Annotated in this window: 18 protein-coding genes and 1 tRNA gene; 13 read left to right on the top strand and 6 right to left on the bottom strand. The window is 61.3% G+C overall.

All coding sequences use genetic code 11. The features are described 5' to 3' along the window. Positions 1 to 44: 44 nt before the first annotated feature. Positions 45 to 515 (bottom strand): Lrp/AsnC family transcriptional regulator, encoded by a 471-nt coding sequence (locus V6617_RS11470; RefSeq protein ID WP_338607102.1) that lies wholly within the window; start codon positions 513 to 515, stop codon positions 45 to 47. Between the two features lie 348 nt (positions 516 to 863). Between V6617_RS11470 and V6617_RS11465 the strand changes: the two genes are divergently transcribed. Further along, positions 864 to 2,531, top strand: a complete 1,668-nt coding sequence (locus tag V6617_RS11465; RefSeq protein WP_338607101.1) for a thiamine pyrophosphate-binding protein — start codon at positions 864 to 866, stop codon at positions 2,529 to 2,531. A 282-nt stretch (positions 2,532 to 2,813) separates the two neighbouring features. On the opposite strand, the gene V6617_RS11460 is transcribed toward V6617_RS11465, so the two are convergent. Together V6617_RS11460 and V6617_RS11455 are read right to left on the bottom strand one after the other, a co-directional pair. Beyond that, positions 2,814 to 2,889: transfer RNA gene (locus tag V6617_RS11460), tRNA-Ala, on the bottom strand. A gap of 54 nt (positions 2,890 to 2,943) precedes the next feature. Beyond that, positions 2,944 to 3,558 (bottom strand): hypothetical protein, encoded by a 615-nt coding sequence (locus V6617_RS11455; RefSeq protein WP_338607100.1) that lies wholly within the window; start codon positions 3,556 to 3,558, stop codon positions 2,944 to 2,946. Between the two features lie 417 nt (positions 3,559 to 3,975). Here V6617_RS11455 and V6617_RS11450 point away from each other — a divergent pair, with 417 nt between their 5' ends. From V6617_RS11450 to V6617_RS11440, 3 genes are all read left to right on the top strand, one after another. Continuing rightward, positions 3,976 to 5,151: a porin gene (locus V6617_RS11450; protein WP_338607099.1), complete on the top strand. Its 1,176-nt coding sequence runs from the start codon at positions 3,976 to 3,978 to the stop codon at positions 5,149 to 5,151. A 200-nt stretch (positions 5,152 to 5,351) separates the two neighbouring features. Next, on the top strand, positions 5,352 to 6,548 hold the full coding sequence (locus V6617_RS11445; protein WP_338607098.1) for an OmpA family protein: 1,197 nt from the start codon (positions 5,352 to 5,354) through the stop codon (positions 6,546 to 6,548). Between the two features lie 239 nt (positions 6,549 to 6,787). Continuing rightward, positions 6,788 to 7,216, top strand: coding sequence for a hypothetical protein (locus tag V6617_RS11440; RefSeq protein ID WP_338607097.1), 429 nt, complete (start codon positions 6,788 to 6,790; stop codon positions 7,214 to 7,216). Between the two features lie 24 nt (positions 7,217 to 7,240). On the opposite strand, the gene V6617_RS11435 is transcribed toward V6617_RS11440, so the two are convergent. Beyond that, the gene (locus V6617_RS11435) at positions 7,241 to 8,200 is read right to left on the bottom strand and encodes an alpha/beta hydrolase (RefSeq protein WP_338607096.1); all 960 of its coding nucleotides are present in this window, start codon (positions 8,198 to 8,200) and stop codon (positions 7,241 to 7,243) included. Positions 8,201 to 8,578: 378 nt separating this feature from the next. Between V6617_RS11435 and dapA the strand changes: the two genes are divergently transcribed. Together dapA and smpB are read left to right on the top strand one after the other, a co-directional pair. Continuing rightward, positions 8,579 to 9,457: a 4-hydroxy-tetrahydrodipicolinate synthase gene (gene dapA / locus V6617_RS11430; protein WP_338607095.1), complete on the top strand. Its 879-nt coding sequence runs from the start codon at positions 8,579 to 8,581 to the stop codon at positions 9,455 to 9,457. A gap of 10 nt (positions 9,458 to 9,467) precedes the next feature. Beyond that, positions 9,468 to 9,947 carry an SsrA-binding protein SmpB gene (gene smpB / locus V6617_RS11425; protein WP_338607094.1) on the top strand — a complete coding sequence of 160 codons (480 nt, stop codon included), beginning with the start codon at positions 9,468 to 9,470 and terminating at the stop codon, positions 9,945 to 9,947. 411 nt (positions 9,948 to 10,358) lie between these two features. Here smpB and V6617_RS11420 read toward each other — a convergent pair whose 3' ends face one another. Both V6617_RS11420 and V6617_RS11415 read right to left on the bottom strand, forming a co-directional pair. Then, positions 10,359 to 11,039, bottom strand: a complete 681-nt coding sequence (locus V6617_RS11420) for a uracil-DNA glycosylase (RefSeq protein WP_338607093.1) — start codon at positions 11,037 to 11,039, stop codon at positions 10,359 to 10,361. Beyond that, positions 11,026 to 11,592, bottom strand: coding sequence for an NYN domain-containing protein (locus V6617_RS11415; protein ID WP_338607092.1), 567 nt, complete (start codon positions 11,590 to 11,592; stop codon positions 11,026 to 11,028). The genes V6617_RS11420 and V6617_RS11415 overlap by 14 nt, the downstream gene beginning before the upstream one ends. Before the next feature lie 190 nt (positions 11,593 to 11,782). Here V6617_RS11415 and rpoZ point away from each other — a divergent pair, with 190 nt between their 5' ends. The 7 genes from rpoZ (at position 11,783) to era (ending at position 17,943) form a co-directional block, all read left to right on the top strand. Beyond that, entirely contained in the window at positions 11,783 to 12,151 is a 369-nt protein-coding gene (gene rpoZ, locus V6617_RS11410; protein ID WP_338607091.1) for a DNA-directed RNA polymerase subunit omega, read from the top strand. A gap of 100 nt (positions 12,152 to 12,251) precedes the next feature. Then, positions 12,252 to 14,543 (top strand): bifunctional (p)ppGpp synthetase/guanosine-3',5'-bis(diphosphate) 3'-pyrophosphohydrolase, encoded by a 2,292-nt coding sequence (locus V6617_RS11405; RefSeq protein ID WP_338607090.1) that lies wholly within the window; start codon positions 12,252 to 12,254, stop codon positions 14,541 to 14,543. After that, complete coding sequence (pyrE, locus tag V6617_RS11400) at positions 14,540 to 15,124, top strand: orotate phosphoribosyltransferase (RefSeq protein ID WP_338607089.1); 585 nt, start codon at positions 14,540 to 14,542, stop codon at positions 15,122 to 15,124. The genes V6617_RS11405 and pyrE overlap by 4 nt, the downstream gene beginning before the upstream one ends. Further along, positions 15,121 to 15,540: a holo-ACP synthase gene (acpS, locus tag V6617_RS11395; protein WP_338607088.1), complete on the top strand. Its 420-nt coding sequence runs from the start codon at positions 15,121 to 15,123 to the stop codon at positions 15,538 to 15,540. The genes pyrE and acpS overlap by 4 nt, the downstream gene beginning before the upstream one ends. Positions 15,541 to 15,575: 35 nt before the next feature. Further along, positions 15,576 to 16,331, top strand: a complete 756-nt coding sequence (gene lepB, locus V6617_RS11390) for a signal peptidase I (protein WP_338610698.1) — start codon at positions 15,576 to 15,578, stop codon at positions 16,329 to 16,331. Then, positions 16,328 to 17,035 carry a ribonuclease III gene (rnc, locus tag V6617_RS11385; protein ID WP_338607087.1) on the top strand — a complete coding sequence of 236 codons (708 nt, stop codon included), beginning with the start codon at positions 16,328 to 16,330 and terminating at the stop codon, positions 17,033 to 17,035. Before lepB ends, rnc begins: the two co-directional genes overlap by 4 nt. Next, on the top strand, positions 17,032 to 17,943 hold the full coding sequence (gene era / locus V6617_RS11380; RefSeq protein WP_338607086.1) for a GTPase Era: 912 nt from the start codon (positions 17,032 to 17,034) through the stop codon (positions 17,941 to 17,943). Before rnc ends, era begins: the two co-directional genes overlap by 4 nt. Position 17,944: the final 1 nt, after the last annotated feature.

Genomic DNA, 17,944 nt, shown 5'->3' with positions numbered 1-17,944 from the left:
GTCTCCTCTTATTCAGTCATCCGGGACGTGAGGCCGTTTCCCGTCTAGCGCTCTGTTTGTGCAGCGATTGGCAGCTTGGTGGTGAGCTTGATGCATTTGAGCGCGAAATGGGAGTTGATGGCCACAACGCCGGGCAAATGCAACAGCTTGCGCTTCAAAAGCCGCTCATATTCCTCAATCGAGGCGACCAGCGCACGCACCACATAGTCGGTCTCCCCGCTCATGGAATAACATTCCACCACCTCGGGGTAACCCGCCACGTCCCGCTCGAACGCCTCAAGCGTTTCCTCATCGTGCTCCTTGAGTCTGATGTGGGCAAAGACGGTGATGTCGAGCCCAAGCTTGTGCTGGTCGAGGATCGAGACCCGCTCCTTGATGACGCCGTCCTTTTCGAGCCGCTTGAGACGCCGCCAGAAGGGGGTGTGGGACAGGCCCACCTTTTCGGCCATATCGGCGACCGACAGGGACGAGTCGTCCTGGACCACCGCCAGTATCTTGCGATCCATCTCGTCCATGTAATCGTCTCCTCAATATGTGCAAAATGATAGGATAGAAGTCTCAATCATTACGCGATAGTCGGAGAATGAAGTCAAGTTCTCCGCTTCGATGGGGCAGAGCATCCGATCCTGACCCAGCCGAACCGGTTCATGGCAATAAACATGCGCCGGCGGCTCGGGCACCCGGTTTCCAGTATCGATCCTGTCGGGTGGCCGTTTGGAATCGCTTTGTGAAAAACCCTTGCCAAGTCGCGGACTCGATTGAATGTTCCGAGGGTCCTCGCGGCGGCCTGATGCCAAGCCGGCCTCGACAAGACCTGCCCTCTCTCGGTAGGGGATAACCACACAGGGTTCAGGAGCCTTTACATGGCAAACCGCACCGGCGGACAGATACTCGTCGATCAACTCAGGATTCACGGCGCCAACCACGTTTTCTGCGTGCCGGGTGAGAGCTATCTCGCCGTGCTCGATGCGCTCTACGATGCACCGCAGATCAAGACGGTCACCTGCCGGCAGGAAGGCAATGCGGCCATGATGGCCGAGGCCCATGGCAAGCTCACCAGCCGCCCCGGCATCTGCATGGTGACGCGGGGTCCCGGTGCGACCAATGCCAGCGCCGGCCTGCATGTGGCCATGCAGGACGCCACCCCGATGATTCTGTTTATCGGGCAGGTGGCGCGCGACCAGATCGAGCGCGAAGCGTTCCAGGAGATCGATTATCGCCGCATGTTCGGGCAGGTCACCAAATGGACCGCACAGGTCGATGACACGTCCAGGTTGCCTGAACTGATCGCCCGCGCCTTCAGGGTGGCAACCAGCGGCCGGCCGGGCCCTGTGGCCATCGCGCTGCCCGAGGACATGCTGACCGAGATGGCCGACGTGCCCGATGCGCTGGCCTATACGCCGCTGGCAAGCTGGCCGGGCGCCGATCAACTTGACGCAATGGCAGACATGCTGGCCGAGGCGCAGCGCCCCATGATGCTGCTCGGCGGCGCCCCCTGGGATGCCGAGGCTGTTTCCGCCATCCAGCGATTTGCCGAAGCCAACCAGCTGCCGGTCGCTACCAGCTTTCGCCGTGCGGACAGGTTCGACAATTCCCATCCGCTCTATGCGGGCGATCTGGGCATCGGGCCCAATCCCAAACTGCTCGAAACCATCAAGGCGTCGGATTTGCTGATCGTTGTCGGTGCCCGGCTGACGGAAATGACGACGGGGGGCTATACACTGTTCGACATACCCGTGCCCAAACAGAGACTTGTCCATGTTCATCCCGATCCCGAGGAATTGGGCCGGGTCTATCATCCCGCGCTGGCCATCAACGCCACCCCGCGCGAATTTGCCAAATCGCTCGAGATCCTTGCCCCGATTGCGTCTCCGGCCTGGGCCGGGTCCGGCGAGGCTGCCCATGCGGCCTATGCCCAATGGCAGGTCTGTCCGCCCAATCCCGGCGATATCCAGCTTGGCGCGGTGATGGAATGGCTCGAGGCCAATATGCCGGCTGAAACGATATACACCAATGGCGCGGGCAATTTCTCGGTCTGGCTGCACCGCTTCCATCGCTATCGCCGCCTTGGCACACAACTGGCCCCGACCTCGGGGTCAATGGGCTATGGGTTTCCCGCCGCCATCTCCGCCGCGATTGTCCAGCCCGAAACGCCGGTGGTCTGCTTTGCCGGGGACGGCGATTTCCTGATGAGCGCACAGGATCTCGCCACGGCCATGTCGGCCGGTGCCAAACCGGTCACCATCGTCTTCAACAATGGCATTCTGGGCACCATCCGCATGCACCAGGAAAACCATTACCCGGGGCGCGTTTCGGCCACCGATCTGGTCAACCCCGACTTCGCAGCCTACGCAAAAGCCTTCGGCGCGCATGGCGAAACGGTGCACGCGACCGCTGAGTTTGCCCCGGCGATGGAGCGTGCATTGGCATCGGGCAAGGCGGCGGTGATCGACCTCAAACTCGATCCCGAGGCGATCACGCCCCGAACCACTCTCACCAAGCTGCGACAGGCGGCCCGGGACAAGGCTTGAGGCCCTGGTCCCGTCATGCCGTCGAGCGGCCTTGAGACGGACGGACGAGGCGGAGTCGAGGACCCCGGCGAACGTTTTCGCCGCGCCGTCGCAGGCGCAGCGGAGGGCATAAGCGCGGTTTCAGCGCCGTCATGCCCGCCGTGGTGCGCGCCGCGAGACAAAATGGACGAGGCGGAGCCGAGGACCCCGGCGACCGTTCGCCGCCCCTCGGAGGGCCAGTGAGCGGCATAGCGCGGTTCAAGCGCGTCATGCCGTGAGCGGTGCGGCCCGTGAGAGAAAAAATGGTGGAGCTGATCGGGATCGAACCGACGACCTCGTCATTGCGAACGACGCGCTCTCCCAACTGAGCTACAGCCCCATTCGGGGATCGGTTTAGCGCAATATCGCGCAGGCTGGAAGGGGTGAATGGCGACTATTGTGTGGGCAGTGCCAGGGCGATCTGGCCCGGCAGGGTCTCCACCGGCTCAAAGCCGAGATTGGCGCAATTGGTGGCAAAAATTTCGGCCCAAGCCGCGCCGCGCTGCTCGATATAGGTGACGCGGTTGGCCGCGCCCTCGATCGTTGCCTGCTCCGCAGCCGTGGTGGCCCGTTCGGCGGCGCGCATGAAATCGTCATCGGCGAAATAGTTGCAGCCCGGAACGTCGATCGACCGCCAGGCGAACAGCGCGATATCGATGACGTCGCGCGCGGTCTGCCGCCCGAAATCCATATAGGGCGTGAGGTCGGGATCGCCGCAGGCTATCGCTGCCGCCTCGGCCCGCATCCGGGCAATGCGGTGCGGCGCGTCCTCGATCGTCTCTGCGGCCGCGGTGGCGATTTCGCCGAGCCGGATCTGGGCGGCCACCTGTTCGAGTGGCGTGAGGTACACGATGGAATCATCGAAAAGGGCACACCGCGTGGTGACATCGGTGCTCACGACCAGAGCATCTGCATCGGCCAGCATCTGGTCGACGTCCGCCGCGCCACTCTGCGCCGATGCCTGGCCGGCCACCGAGACGGCCAGCAGCACAGCGAATGCGCCTGACAACAATGATGTTCGGTCGGACAAGAGAAATCCTGCGATTATACGAAGTGGCGCTTGAAACCCAAGCACATCACCAATGTGGCTGTTTTGCGAAACCGGTTCGTCCCAGTCTGTCGCAGGCGATAGATAAAGGACTCGTAAACAATGATTGCCTCAAGTGTTAACGAGTGGTTTCCGTATGTGTGGACATTTTGCAACATTGGTCCCGCAACCCTCCCGAATGGCCGTTGAACAGGGCGAACGGCTGTTGCGAACCCAACCGGCATCGCTAGAGTGGGTCTTGCGAATCCATGCATGGGATCGTTTGTCGGTCGCAACGCGACGGCAACACACGACACCAACAATAATGTGGTCGCGTTTCGACAAACTGCCGGATAGCCCGGCACAAACAAACTGAATGACTGACTTTGGAGGTCAATTATGAAACTTAAGAGCCTTCTTCTGGGTTCTGCAGCTGTTCTGGCCCTGTCGACGGGTGCTCAGGCCGCTGATCCGATTCCGGCGACTTTCGTGTCGCTCGGCGTTTGCGATGCCTACGGCATCTCGGGCCTGACCATCGAATCCGACGACACCTGCCTGTCGATCTCGGGTGAAGTGTCGTACGAATATACGCACCAGGATATCACCGGCTACGAAATCATTTCGAACGTCGATTGGGAACTGGCCTTCGAAGCCACCACCCAGACCGACGCCGGCGCTGCCGTTGCCTTCATCTCGTTCGTTGATGATGACACCGAAACCGTTACCGGCTTCGTTCACACCTATTCGGAAGATCCCGTTGTCGATCAGGCCTATGTTCAGTTCGGTGACACCACCGTTCTTTCGGCCGGTCTGAAGGACAAGATCCTCGACACCGAAGTTCTCGACCGCACCTATGGTGGCGACGAGCACGGCGATTTCGATTGGGATCTCGACGAAGGCGAACTGTCCAACACCGTTGCTCAGGGCGGCCACGTCATCACCATCGAATCGCTGGTTGCTGATGGCTTCACCGTCATCGCCGGTCTCGAAGACCTCGACGGCGACGGCACTGCACTGCTCGGCGTCGAATATGACGGCGGCATGTTCTCGGCTGAAGCTGCCGTTCTCCTTGGCGACCTTTATGGTGCCACTGATCCGGTCAACTTCTATGCCGCTCTGACTGCAGAGTTCGATTCGTTCGAAGCTCGCGCTGCTGTGATCTTTGATGATAGCGGTGACTACATTGCTTCGCTCGGTGCCACTGCAACGCTCGACATGTTCACGCTCGACGTTGACGCGTTCATCGACGAAATCGCTGGCGACAACGATTGGGGCATTGCTGGTGAAGGTTCGTTCGACGCCACTGAAACCGTTGCCGTCTATCTCGGCGCCGGCTACCAGGAAGACGTCGCTGTCGATATCTTCACCGTTTACGGTGGTGTTGACGTTGATGTCACCGAAACCATCGCTGCCAACGCTGAACTCGGCTACACCGACAACGGCGGCGCTGACTACATCTACGGCGCTGCTGGTGTGACCTACGCACCGGGCGGCGGTTTCGAAACCAGCCTGAACGTGTTCGCCGACACCGACGACCACTACAAGCTGACCTTCGAAGCTTCCAAAGAGTTCTAAGAACTCTTCGCCTCGAGGCGATTGTTTGGAAAGGCCCGGCGTTTGCCGGGCCTTTTCTTTTGCGTTGAGCCGGAAATGATGGGCTGGACTGGCTTCGTCGGCGGCCAAAATGCTTTACACTGAACCTCGAAATCCCGAGTCGACCGACATTGCCGCGGCACGCGGCGTAAACCTATTGGCTTTGAATGACTTTTCCCCGCTTGCTCTTTTTTGTCCTGCCCGCCGTCATCGTATTGACCCCGATCCAGGCGGCGCATGCGCAGTATCAATCACTCGATGAGACAGCGGAGATTGGGTCCGGCGATGCCTTTGTCTGGGCCGTGCAGATCGATGCCGGCGACATCACGCTGAATGGCAATGTGCCATACCAGTCGGTCGCGACGATTCTTTCCGGACAGGCAGGGATCGACGATGACGGCATGACGATTGCCGACGGCGCGCCGCTGGGATTCCTGCGTGATGCGATGAAAGCCATAGCGGCCAGCGAGATGCTGGAAGACGGATCGATTGCCTATGGCGAGGGGCAATGGACGGCGACGGGCACATTGCGGCCCGATGCGAGTCGCGATGCGCTGATCGAAGCTCTTGGATCTGCCGGCGACGGTGCGGAATGGGTCGTGGCGGTCGAAGGGCCGGGAGGTGGCGAAACTGAAAGCGTCCAGCCCCCAGAGCCGATCGGTGAGGATGTCATGGAGTCGGTTGAAGGCCTGCTTGAGGAAAGCGAGCCAGCACGCGAAGATATAACGGAGATTATCGAAACGGCGGATGCCGAGGCGTCCACGCAATCTACAGCCGATACGGTGCCCGAGCCCGAGCCCGAGGTCGAGGCCGACGACGCGACCGGCGAACAGCCGCTGTCCGACGACATCGTCCCCACGGAAGGAACGACCGAACGGCAAGCGCCGGTCGATGAGGACAGCCAACAAGATCAGGCGTTCGTCCAGGAACAGCAGGACATTGCTCCCGCCGATCCGATCGTTCCGGATGGGGACGCTGCCGCGAATGCAAATCTCGAGGCGGAAGCTACACAGTGCCGTGAGCAGCTGGCCGCGCTCACGCAAGACAACGCAATTTCCTTCGCCTCGGGCCGCACGACCCCGACGGCGTCGTCCGAGAGCCTTATTGCCGATATCGCCGCAGTACTGGCCATTTGCCCTGCGCAGCCGGTTTATGTAGAAGGACATACCGACGCCGATGGGCGCGACGAAACCAATCTGGTTTTGTCCCTCAGCCGTGCCGAGGCGGTTGTCGACCGGTTGGTGGCGCAGGGGATCGACCCCCAGCGCCTTTTCGCCGTCGGCTATGGGGCAAGTCTTCCCGTTGCGTCCAACGAAACGGCGGCGGGCAAGGCGCAAAATCGGCGCATCGTCTTCAGCTTCGAAGACATTGCGCAATAGCAATGCCGGATGTGAGCCGCCGCAAAGGCAGGGCTCCGACCGGAAAGAGGGGGCTTGGGCAGTGAGTGACATAGCATATCTGATCGCCATCAACTGGCCATTTCTGGTTCTGGCCGTGCTGATCGGCATTGCGACCGGATGGTACGGCGCACCCGAAGAGGGGCGTTGAATGCTTCCAGGAAAAGCTGCAGACTTTTCCGGTCCGGAAGCGCGGCAAACAAGAATTTGAAAGCAAGTCCATGGATCCCACGCCGCACATCCTTCCCAGCGCGCTGCTGCTGCTCGCCGCCTTTTTCATCGGCTGTCTTGTCGGATATCTGCTCAAGCGGATGTTCGGGCCCAGCCGGCGCGCCGAACCGGTCGCCCAGCCCGATCAATCTCAAACGCCGGTTGCGCCCGAACGGCCCGACCTCGGCGACCCAGCGCTTGGCCTGCTCAATGAACCGATTGGCGGACAACCTGACGATCTCAAGAAAATCAAGGGGATAGGCCCCAAACTTGAATCGGTTCTGCACCACAATGGTGTGTATCATTTCAGCCAGATTGCCGCCTGGAACGCCAAATCCATCGCCATGATGAACGCCCGACTGTCCTTCAAGGGCCGCATCGAGCGGGAAAAATGGGTCTCACAGGCCAAGGCGCTGGCCAAGGCCGCCAGCCGGGAGTGAGCGTGCGCGGTTGGGGCGTCGATGTCAGGCAGACGCGGCCCTGTCGCCGACATCAGGCTCATCTGCCCGGCATATGTCGCGCAAGAATGCCGCCATGGCCTGATGTTCCTCGGCATCTTCGAGAAGGGCGGGCGATCCCTGGTCGGATATGACCAGCGTTGCCGCGTCGCGGCGCCGGCGCACCATCTCGTCAAAACTTGCCCGCCGCACCTGATCGGTCAGTTGCGAGCGCACGATCATCAGCGGGACGTGGGAAAGCGTATCGAACAATTGCCATTGCGGTTCGAGAACGTCGTCGAATTCGAACTGTTCGAGCTGGGCGATCAACTGGCTGTCGAAAAGCGGGCGCAGCTTTCCGCGCCCGTCTTCGGCATAAATGCGCTGGGCGAACCCGTCGAGCCGCGCCTCGGACTCGCCCGGATAATCGGTGCTCAGGATCTTGCGTAGCGCAGCCCGGCAAGCCGGCGCCGATCTGAGCGCTGTCAAATGGCGAAAATTGTTGCGCGTGCGCACCAGCCCGCGCGGGTCGGTCACCGGCCCGGCGTCGATCAGAATGGTTCCGGCAACGGCAAGGGGACGGCGCGTGGCAATGATCATGGCGACCTGGCCGCCATGGCCTTCGCCGGCCAGAACGGCGCGCGGCACGTCGAGCGCCGCCATCACATCAAGCACGCAATCGGCATCGGCGAGCGTGGAATAGCGCGCACCCTTGCCCATGTACGACGACCGGCCCCGACCGGGCAGATCGATCAGGATGAAGCTAAAGCCGGTACCGGGCAGCCGGTTGATCGCGGCGGGCAGTCCGGCGAAATCGGACATATTGCGCACATAGCCCGGCAGGCACACGATCGGGACCACATCATCGGAAATCTCGCCATGAACATGCACGGCAATCTGTGTACTGGCACTGCCGCAGGTGATCGTCCTGACCGGAAGGTCGGAAAAAAGCTGTGTTTGGGGCAGGGGAGTTGCGCGCTTGAACATGATGCTTCATACCACGCCCGGCGGCGCAGGCAATCGCGGTGAGCGTGAGGCCGTGGCCCTCCTTGTCGCGCCATGCAAGTGCCATTATGGTGCGCCAGTTCTGGGGTGACAAAACCGTCATCCCGCGCCATCAAGAAACATCCCCTTAGGGATCGAGGGCGATACTGGAGTGCTTCCAGCAAAAGTGGGCACCACTTTTGCTGTTCGGAAGCGCGACAAAACAAAATGTTGGAGTGCTTCCAGCAGAAGTGGGGACCAATTTTGGGTTCGGAAGCGCGACAAAAATAGAAAGTTGAAGCGCTTTCTTTGGGAGCGCGATAATCTCGTTAAAGGCGGCTGCCAGGCGCGCCTACTGTCGAAAATCAAGGACTGTCTCACATGTTTTCCGGGTCGATCACGGCGTTGGTAACGCCGTTCCATAAGGGTGCTGTTGATGAAGACGCCATGGCGCGCTTCGTCAAATGGCAGATCGAGGAAGGCACCAACGGTCTGGTGCCGGTGGGAACCACCGGCGAAAGCCCCACGGTCAGCCACGAGGAACATCGCCGCGTCATCGAGATCGCCATCGAAGTAGCGGACAAGCGCGTTCCCGTCATCGCCGGGGCCGGCTCCAATTCGACGCGTGAAGCCATCCATCTCGCCCAGTTTGCCGAAAAGGCCGGCGCCGATGGCATTCTGACCATCGTGCCCTATTACAACAAGCCCAACCAGGAGGGTCTGTTCCAGCATTTTTCAGCGATTGCAAAGGCGACCAGCCTGCCCGTCATTCTCTATTCGGTGCCCGGCCGCACGGTGGTCGATATCAACGTCGACACCATGAAGCGCCTGCGCGATGCGTGCCCCAATATCGTCGGCGTCAAGGACGCGACCGCCGACATGAGCAAGGCGACAATGACGCGCGCTGCGCTGGGCTCGGAGTTCGTCATGCTCTCGGGCGAGGACATTACCGCGCTGGGGTACAACGCCCATGGGGGCAGGGGGTGCATTTCGGTCACCTCCAACGTTGCGCCAAGGCTGTGCTCGGCGTTTCAGGCCGCCTGTCAGGCTGGAGATTTCAGCACCGCGCTCACCATTCAGGATCGGCTGGCACCGCTCCACAAGGCACTGTTTATCGAGCCCAACCCGCAGGGCGTCAAATATGCCGCGTCCAGGCTCGGCCTGTTCGGCGACGAAATCCGGCTTCCGCTGGTTCCGGTGACAGAAACCACCCGCGCGGCCATCGACGCCGCACTGGTCCACGCCGGGCTCATCAACTGATCGATAAGTAATGGCACCGAAGAAAGAAAAAGGTCTGCTCGAAACCGGCATGGTGGCCGAAAACCGCCGTGCCCGGTTCGATTATGAGGTTCTCGACACCATCGAGGCCGGCATCGTGCTGCGCGGGACAGAGGTGAAATCCCTGCGTAACGGCAAGGCCCAGATCGCCGAATCCTACGTGTCGCCCGAGGGCGGGGAGCTTTGGCTGATCAATGCCAACATTCCCGAATATGTGCAGGCCAACCGCTTCAACCACGACGAAAAGCGCCGCCGCAAGCTTCTGGTCTCGCACCGCGAACTCGACAAGCTCGCCAAGGGCGTCGAGCGGCAGGGCAACACCATCGTGCCGCTCAAACTCTATTTCAACGATCGCGGCATGGCCAAACTGCTGATCGGGCTCGCCAAGGGCCGAAAATCCCACGACAAACGCGACGTCCAGAAAGATCGCGATTGGGCGCGCGACAAACAGCGGATCTTGAAGCAGGGCTGATCTGGCCTCGGACGGTCGGGCCTGCTCGAATGCCGAGCGTACTGGATCCCGGATCAAGTCCGGGATGACCAAGGGGGTAGGGATGCTCCTGTGCCAAACAGAAGCGGCCCCTCGCAGAGCCGTCGCCTTTCCTTGCACAATGTTCCACACGACCGTCATTCCGGCCTTGAGCCGGAATCCAGTAAACGGCAGCGCAGATGGCTTCGGTCGCGGCTCTCCTCCCCCTCGCTACTCCGGCGAGGGCCGGAGCCCATGTGCGCTCCAATATCCACGGGTAGCCTGGAAAATCCGCTGGGTCCCGGATCGGGTCCGGGACAGCGACAGTGAGAGTTGTCACGACATTGCCCTCGCCACCACCGTCATCCCGGCCTTGAGCCGGGATCCAGTACCCCCGGCGCCGGAGGTGGACGCTCAGCCTTCTGCCGTTATCGCAGCCTTCGCCTTGCTCATCGCGTCCTCGAACATCTCGGTCGTCAGCCGCCCGGTATTGGTGTTGTAGCGCGAGCAGTGGAAGCTATCGATCAGCGTGCGGCCGTCACTCAGCCGGTGCGCGCGGCCGTGGCCGAACGGGAAGGCGGCGCGGCGCTCTCCCAGGGCGCTGAGCAGCGATTCGTGGGCGATGCGGCCAAGGGCAAAGAACGCCTTTGCCTGACGATTGGCCTCGATCGTGGCGACAAGAAACCGTCGGCAGGTGGCGATTTCGGGCCCGGTCGGCTTGTTTTGCGGCGGGACGCAGCGCACGGAATTGACGATCAGCGTATCGACGAGCTGCAGGCTGTCATTGGGATCGGCTTCGAACTCGCCGGTCGCCAGCCCGAATTTCTTGAGCGTTGCATAGAGCAGATCGCCAGCGTAATCGCCGGTAAACGGGCGCCCGGTGCGGTTCGCCCCGCGCAGCCCCGGCGCCAGCCCGACGATCAGCAGGCGGGGGGCGGCATCGCCCCAATTGTCCACCGGCGCGTTGTGCCAATCTGGAAACTGGTGCTGATTGACGTGCCGAAACTCGGCCAGTCGCGGACAGAGCGGACAATCTGGTGGTGGATTGGTCGGGAGCGCCAAGGACAGTCTCGCACAAGAATCAGGGCGAAACATCCTCTCTGGCGACCTGCTGGCGGTCAACCTGCGGGCGGCCCACCGTCTTGACCAGGGTGGCGATTTCGAGAAAGTAGTCGGCCTGGCGCCGCAGATCGTCCGAAATCATCGGCGTGGGCGTGGTCAGCGTCGAAGCGACGGTCACCTTTTTGCCGCGCCGCTGCAATGCGGCGACCAGCGCGGTAAAATCTCCATCGCCTGAAAACAGGACGAGGTGATCGTAATGGGCGGACATCTCGAGCGCATCGATGGCCAACTCGATATCCATATTGCCCTTGATCTTGCGCCGCCCCTGCGCGTCGACAAATTCCTTGGCGGGCTTGGTCACCACCGCGTAGCCATTGTAGTCCAGCCAATCGATCAGCGGCCGGATCGAGGAATATTCCTGATCCTCGACGAGCGCGGTGTAATAGTAAGCGCGCAGCAGGTAGGCCGTGTCCTGAAACTCACCGAGCAACCGCTTGTAGTCGATATCGACACCAAGCGCTCGGGACGTCGCGTAAAGGTTGGCGCCGTCGATGAACAGCACGACCTTTTCCCGGGAATCGAACATATGGACAAAAGCTCCAAACAAAAATCGGTAGAAAAATTGCAATCGTTCACATGGCTCAACGCGGCAAACCCGACAGAAGTTCATTCCGGGCGTCAAATTAAGATGATCGGGCGGGGCAAACCCCCGCTTGTCATCACCAAGGCCCTCGTGTAAGAGAACGGCAACTCCCCTAAAGCAATGGAGACCGGCTGTGGCACGCGTCACCGTAGAAGATTGCATTGAAAAGATTCCGAACCGCTTCGAGCTGGTTCTTGCGGCCGCCCATCGCGCCCGCATGATCTCCTCGGGCGGCCAGATCACCGTGGATCGCGACAACGACAAGAACCCCGTCGTCGCCCTGCGTGAAATCGGCGATGGCACCATTTCGCCCGACGATCTGCAGGAAGATCTGATCCACTCGCTCCAGAAGTATGTGGAAGTCGACGAGCCGGAAATGGACACCGCGCCGCGCATCGAAACCTCTTCGGACGAAGAAGGTCCGGTGTTCGACACCATTTCCGAAGAAGAGCTGCTCCGCGGCATCGAGTCGCTGGCGCCCCCCGAGCGTCGCGACGATTGATCGGCGCAAGCCTTTCCCTATAGTGTTTGTGAAGGCGTCAGGCTCCGGCCCGGCGCCTTTGCAGTTTGTGAACTTGAATTTGCCTGGAGTACCCCGGCGCATGATGCGTCAGTACGAACTCGTCGAACGCGTTCTGGCCTACAATCCCAATGCCGACGAAGCCCTGCTCAACAAGGCTTACGTTTACGGCATGCAAAAGCATGGCAGCCAGACCCGCGCTTCGGGTGACCCCTACTTCGCCCACCCGCTCGAAGTCGCCGCCATCCTCACCGATCTCAAGCTCGACGATGCCACCATCGCCGTGGCGCTTCTGCACGACACCATCGAGGACACCGACGCCACCCGCGCCGAGATCGACGAGATGTTCGGCACCGAGATCGGTCAGATCGTCGACGGGCTGACCAAGATCGAGCGCCTCAACCTCGTCTCCCGCGAAGAAGCCCAGGCCGAAAACCTGCGCAAGCTGCTGCTGGCCATTTCCCAGGACGTGCGCGTGCTGCTGGTCAAGCTGGCCGATCGCCTGCACAACATGCGCACGCTCGAGTTCATGCCCGTCCACAAGCGCGGCCGCATCGCGCAGGAGACCATGGATATCTATGCACCGCTCGCCGGACGCATGGGTATGCAGGACATGCGCAACGAGCTTGAGGATCTGGCGTTCAAGTCGCTCTACCCCGAGCACTACAATGCCATCACCTCGCGCCTGTCGCAGATGGAGATTTCCAGCCGCGAGATCGTCGCGGAAATCCGTAGCGAGCTCGAAGAGCATCTGGCCGGGCAGGGGATCAAGGCCAAGGTGTCCTGGCGGCTCAAATCGGCCTGGTCGATCTATTCGAAGATCGAGCGCAAGGCGATTGCCCTCGAACAGCTTTCCGACATGATCGGCTTTAGGGTGATCGTCGACACGATCGACGAATGCTACCGTACGCTCGGCGTCATCCACACGAGCTGGAAGGTCGTGCCGGGCCGGTTCAAGGATTACATTTCGGTCCCCAAGGCCAACGATTACCGCTCGATCCACACCACCATCGTCGGTCCCGGCCGCCAGCGCGTCGAACTGCAGATCCGCACCCAGGAAATGCACGCCATCGCCGAATTCGGCATCGCCGCACACCAGCTCTACAAGGAAGCCATTTCCGGCGACATGCACAGGCTGGAAGAGGAAAGCCAGGCCTATAACTGGCTGCGCTCGACCATTGCCCGGCTCACCGAGGGCGATAACCCCGAAGAATTCGTCGAACACACAAAGCTCGAACTGTTCCAGGACCAGGTGTTCTGCTTTACCCCGCGCGGACGGCTGATCGCTTTGCCGCGCGGCGCCACGCCGATCGATTTCGCCTATGCCGTGCACACCGATGTCGGCGATACCTGCGTGGGGTGCAAGATCAACGGCACGGTGATGCCGCTCATCACCCAGCTTCATTCGGGTGATGAAGTCGAAATCCTGCGCGATGCGGCCCATACCCCGCCGCCCAATTGGGAAAACATCGCCATGACCGGCAAGGCGCGCTCGGCGGTTCGTCGCGCCGTGCGCCAGGGTGCTTTTGCGCGGGCGATTGCGCTGGGCGAGCAGGTGCTGATGGCGGTGATCGAGCGCGAGTCGCTCGAGCTCAACGAGGACGAGATCGTCGCGCTGGCCAATCGTTTTTCGATCGCTGACCGCAATTCCATGCTCGCCGCCATCGGCGAGGGGCGCATCACGGCCGAGGATCTGGCGCGCGAAACCACCGCGCTCAAGGGCAAGCGGCGGCGCAAGGGGCGGCTGGTGCTGCCGGTGGCCAATGACGCCGAGGGATGGTTCGCCCTACGCAACGCGCAATATTTCAAGTTCCGCATGCCCGGTGGACAGCACACCGCCATCAAGAAATTCGCCACGATGGTCGGGTTCGATTTCAACATGCCCGTCGATATCTCGCGTGAAGGCGTCGTCCCCGGAGACCGCATCATCGGCATCTTCCACCAGTCCGGCCACATGGAAGTCTATCCCATGGAATCCGAGGCACTGGCCGCCTTCCATGACAAGGATGTGGGCTGGATCGACGTGCGCTGGGACATGGCCGGAAAGCCCGAGGCGCGGTTCAAGGTCGTGGTTTCGATGTATTCCCAGAACCGCCCCGGATCGCTCGCCCAGATCACCGGCGCCATTGCCGCCTGCGATGCCAATATCTCCAATCTGGCCATGCGGGCGCTTGCCGCCGATTCCCACGAGCTCATCTTCGAGCTCGAAGTGCACGATCTGACGCAGTTGACAGACGTCCTGGCAACGCTCAAACGCACACCGGGCCTGTCGCGGGTCCAGCGCGCCACAATGGTTCAGTCCAATGCCATTTCGGGCATGGAAGGCGCGCTCGAAGCGGGAACCCAAGAGACAATGGAGACCGAACCCCAATGACCCAGGACGAAGTCCTCGATATTTTCCGCTCCTGCGATGCGTTGCTCGAAGGCCATTTCATCCTGTCCTCGGGCCTGCGCTCGCCGGTGTTCCTGCAAAAGAACCGCGTGTTCATGTTTGCCGACAAAGCCGAAAAGCTCTGCAAGGCGCTGGCCGAAAAGATCAGGGCCGAAGGGTATGGCGACGTCTCCCAGATCGTCTCGCCTGCGGTCGGCGGCATCATTCCCGGTTACGAAACCTCGCGCCATCTGGGCGTGCCGGCCATCTTCACCGAGCGCGTCGACGGCGTGTTCGAATTGCGCCGCAGCTTTTCGGTCGCGCCGGGCGAAAAGGTGATCATCGTCGAGGATATCGTTTCGACGGGCCTCTCGATCCGCGAATGCATCGATGCGATCAAGGCACTGGGCGCCGACGTGATCGCGGCGGCCTGTATCGTTGACCGCTCGGGCGGGGAGGCCGATGTCGGCGTGCCGCTGGTGTCGCTGACCCAATACAAGGTGCCCGCCTATTCGCCCGACAACCTGCCGCCCGAATTGGCCGCTATGCCGGCGGTGAAACCGGGGAGCAGGGGCCTGCAATGATTATCGGGCTGGGCAACGACATCTGCGAGATCGCCCATGTCGAGCGCACGCTCGAACGGTTCGGCGAGCGGTTTACCCGGCGTTGCTTTACCGAAATCGAGCGAACCAAATCGGACAGGCGGCGGCTGCGCGCCGCGTCCTATGCCAAGCGGTTCGCCGCCAAGGAAGCCTGCGCCAAGGCGCTGGGGACCGGGCTGTCACGCGGTGTTTATTGGCGGGACATGGGCGTGGTCAATCTGCCCAGCGGCAAGCCCACGATGAAGCTGACCGGTGGGGCCGCGGCAATGCTGGCAAGGCTTGTTCCCGAGGGGCATCAGCCCCATATCCATGTCTCGATCACCGACGATAACGGCATGGCGCAAGCCTTCGTGATCATCGAGGCGCTCCCGGTTGACCCGGCCCGGCCGCTCCCGTAACAAACTCCCGAGATTTCCAACCCATGAGCACCCCTATGTCGGACGCCGCCAAGAAGAAAACCGGCAAGGGCGAACTTCGCGAAACCATCGTCATCATCGTTCAGGCGCTGCTGATTGCTCTGGTGTTCCGCACCTTCGCCTTCGAGCCGTTTTCCATCCCCACTGCGTCGATGCAGTCCAATCTGATGATTGGCGACTACATTCTGGCGTCCAAATACAGCTATGGCTATTCGCGCTATTCGCTGCCCTATTCCGAGGTGCCCTGGAACGGGCGCATCATGGGCAACGCCCCCCAGCGCGGCGATATCGCGGTGATCCGGCCCGTGCCCCAGAGCGAAAACTACGTCAAGCGCGTCATCGGCCTGCCGGGCGACGAAGTCCAGATGATCGACGGACGGCTGACCATCAATGGCGAAACCGTGCCGCGTGAAGAGGTCGGCACCACCGTCGACCGCGACAGCACCGGCGTCGACATTCCGGTGACCGAGTATCGTGAAACCCTGCCCAATGGCGTGAGCTACGTCACCCAGGAGATTTCCGACAACGCACAGTTCGACAACACCGGCGTTTATACAGTGCCGCCGGGACATTATTTCATGATGGGCGACAACCGCGACCGTTCGCTCGACTCCCGCTCGCTGTCTTCGGTCGGTTACGTGCCGTTCGAAAATTTCGTGGGCAAGGCCCAATGGCGCTTCTTCTCGATTCAGGACAATATTCCGCCCTGGCAGATCTGGCGCTGGCCGGGCAATGTCCGGTTCGACCGTATGTTCACTTCGGTTTATCAATGAGCTTGAGGGCGCGCGATCGCGAGACGCTCGAGGCAAGGCTGGGCTATGTTTTCAACGACCCCGCCCTGCTGTTGCGCGCCCTGACCCATTCGAGCGCCGTATCGCCCTCAAAGCGCACCGCCGATTCCTATCAGCGCTTCGAGTTCCTTGGCGACAGGGTGCTCGGGCTGGTGGTGGCCGACATGCTGTGCAAGCGGCTGCCCAAGGCCAATGAAGGGGAGCTTTCGCGAACCCTCAATTCGCTGGTTCGCAAGGAAACCTGCGCAAGGGTGGCCCGCAAGCTCGATATGGGCTCGTACGTGCGGCTCGGCGAGAGCGAGGCGCGCACCGGCGGCGCCGACAAGGACGCCATTCTGGGCGATGTGTGCGAAGCGGTGATCGGCGCAATTTATGCCGATGGCGGCATCGATCCCGCCTATACCTTCGTTGACCGCATGTTCGGTGATAATCTGGACGTGGCCCAGGCGCGCCGTGCGGACTCCAAGACCGCACTGCAGGAATGGGCGCAGGCCAAGGGGCTCGAGCCGCCCGCCTATGTCGAAACGGCGCGGTCGGGACCCGATCACGCGCCGGTCTTTACCATCTCGGTTTCCGTGCGCGGCTTTGAAGCGATCGCGGCGACCGGCACCTCGAAAAAACTGGCCGAGCATCAGGCGGCCGAAAAGTTCCTGCTGCGCGAAGGCGTGTGGAAGGCCGACCAATGAGTGAAGCTAAAGATATGGCGACAAAATGCGGTTTCGTCGCCCTGGTCGGTGCCCCGAACGCGGGCAAATCGACCCTGCTCAATTCGCTTGTGGGCACCAAGGTGTCCATCGTCACCCACAAGGCCCAGACCACCCGAGCCCAGGTGCGCGGCGTTCTGACCATCGAGGAATCCCAGCTTGTCTTTATCGACACGCCGGGCATTTTCGCGCCCAAGCGCCGGCTCGATCGCGCCATGGTGCAATCGGCCTGGACCGGGGCAGGGGATGCCGACATGGTGGCCCTGATCATCGATGCGCAGAAGGGGCTCAATAGCGAAATCGAAGCGCTGCTCGACGGACTCGACAATATCCGCCAGCCCAAGGTTCTGGTGCTCAACAAGATCGACAAGGTCAAGCACGAGGAATTGCTGGGGCTTTCCCAAAAGATCAACGAGAAGGTCAATTTCGAGACCACCTTCATGATCTCGGCCCTGCGCGGACACGGGGTCGGCGATTTCGTGCAATGGTGCCGGGACAAGGCGCCCCTCGAAGAATGGCACTTCCCCGAAGAGCATCTGACCGATCTGACCATGGCGCTGACCGCCGCCGAAGTGACGCGCGAAAAGCTGTTCCTGCGCATCCACGACGAAATTCCCTATCAGGCGACCGTCGAGACCGAGAGCTTCAAGATCCAGAAGGATGGCTCCTACCGCGTCGAGCAGGTGATCTACGTCACCCGCGACACCCACAAGATGATCGTGCTGGGCGCCAAGGGACAGACCATCAAGACCATCGGCGCCGAAGCGCGCAAGGAACTGATCGAGATGTTCGAAACCGACGTGCATCTGTTCCTGTTCGTCAAAGTCCGCGCCAACTGGGCCGACGATCCTGAACGCTACCGCGAAATGGGGCTCGACTGGACGAAATAGG

Origin of the sequence: Pelagibacterium nitratireducens (assembly GCF_037044555.1) — a bacterium.
GTDB lineage: Bacteria > Pseudomonadota > Alphaproteobacteria > Rhizobiales > Devosiaceae > Pelagibacterium > Pelagibacterium nitratireducens.
Note: the sequence above shows the minus strand (reverse complement) of the source record. Positions and strands in the feature narration are given on the sequence as shown.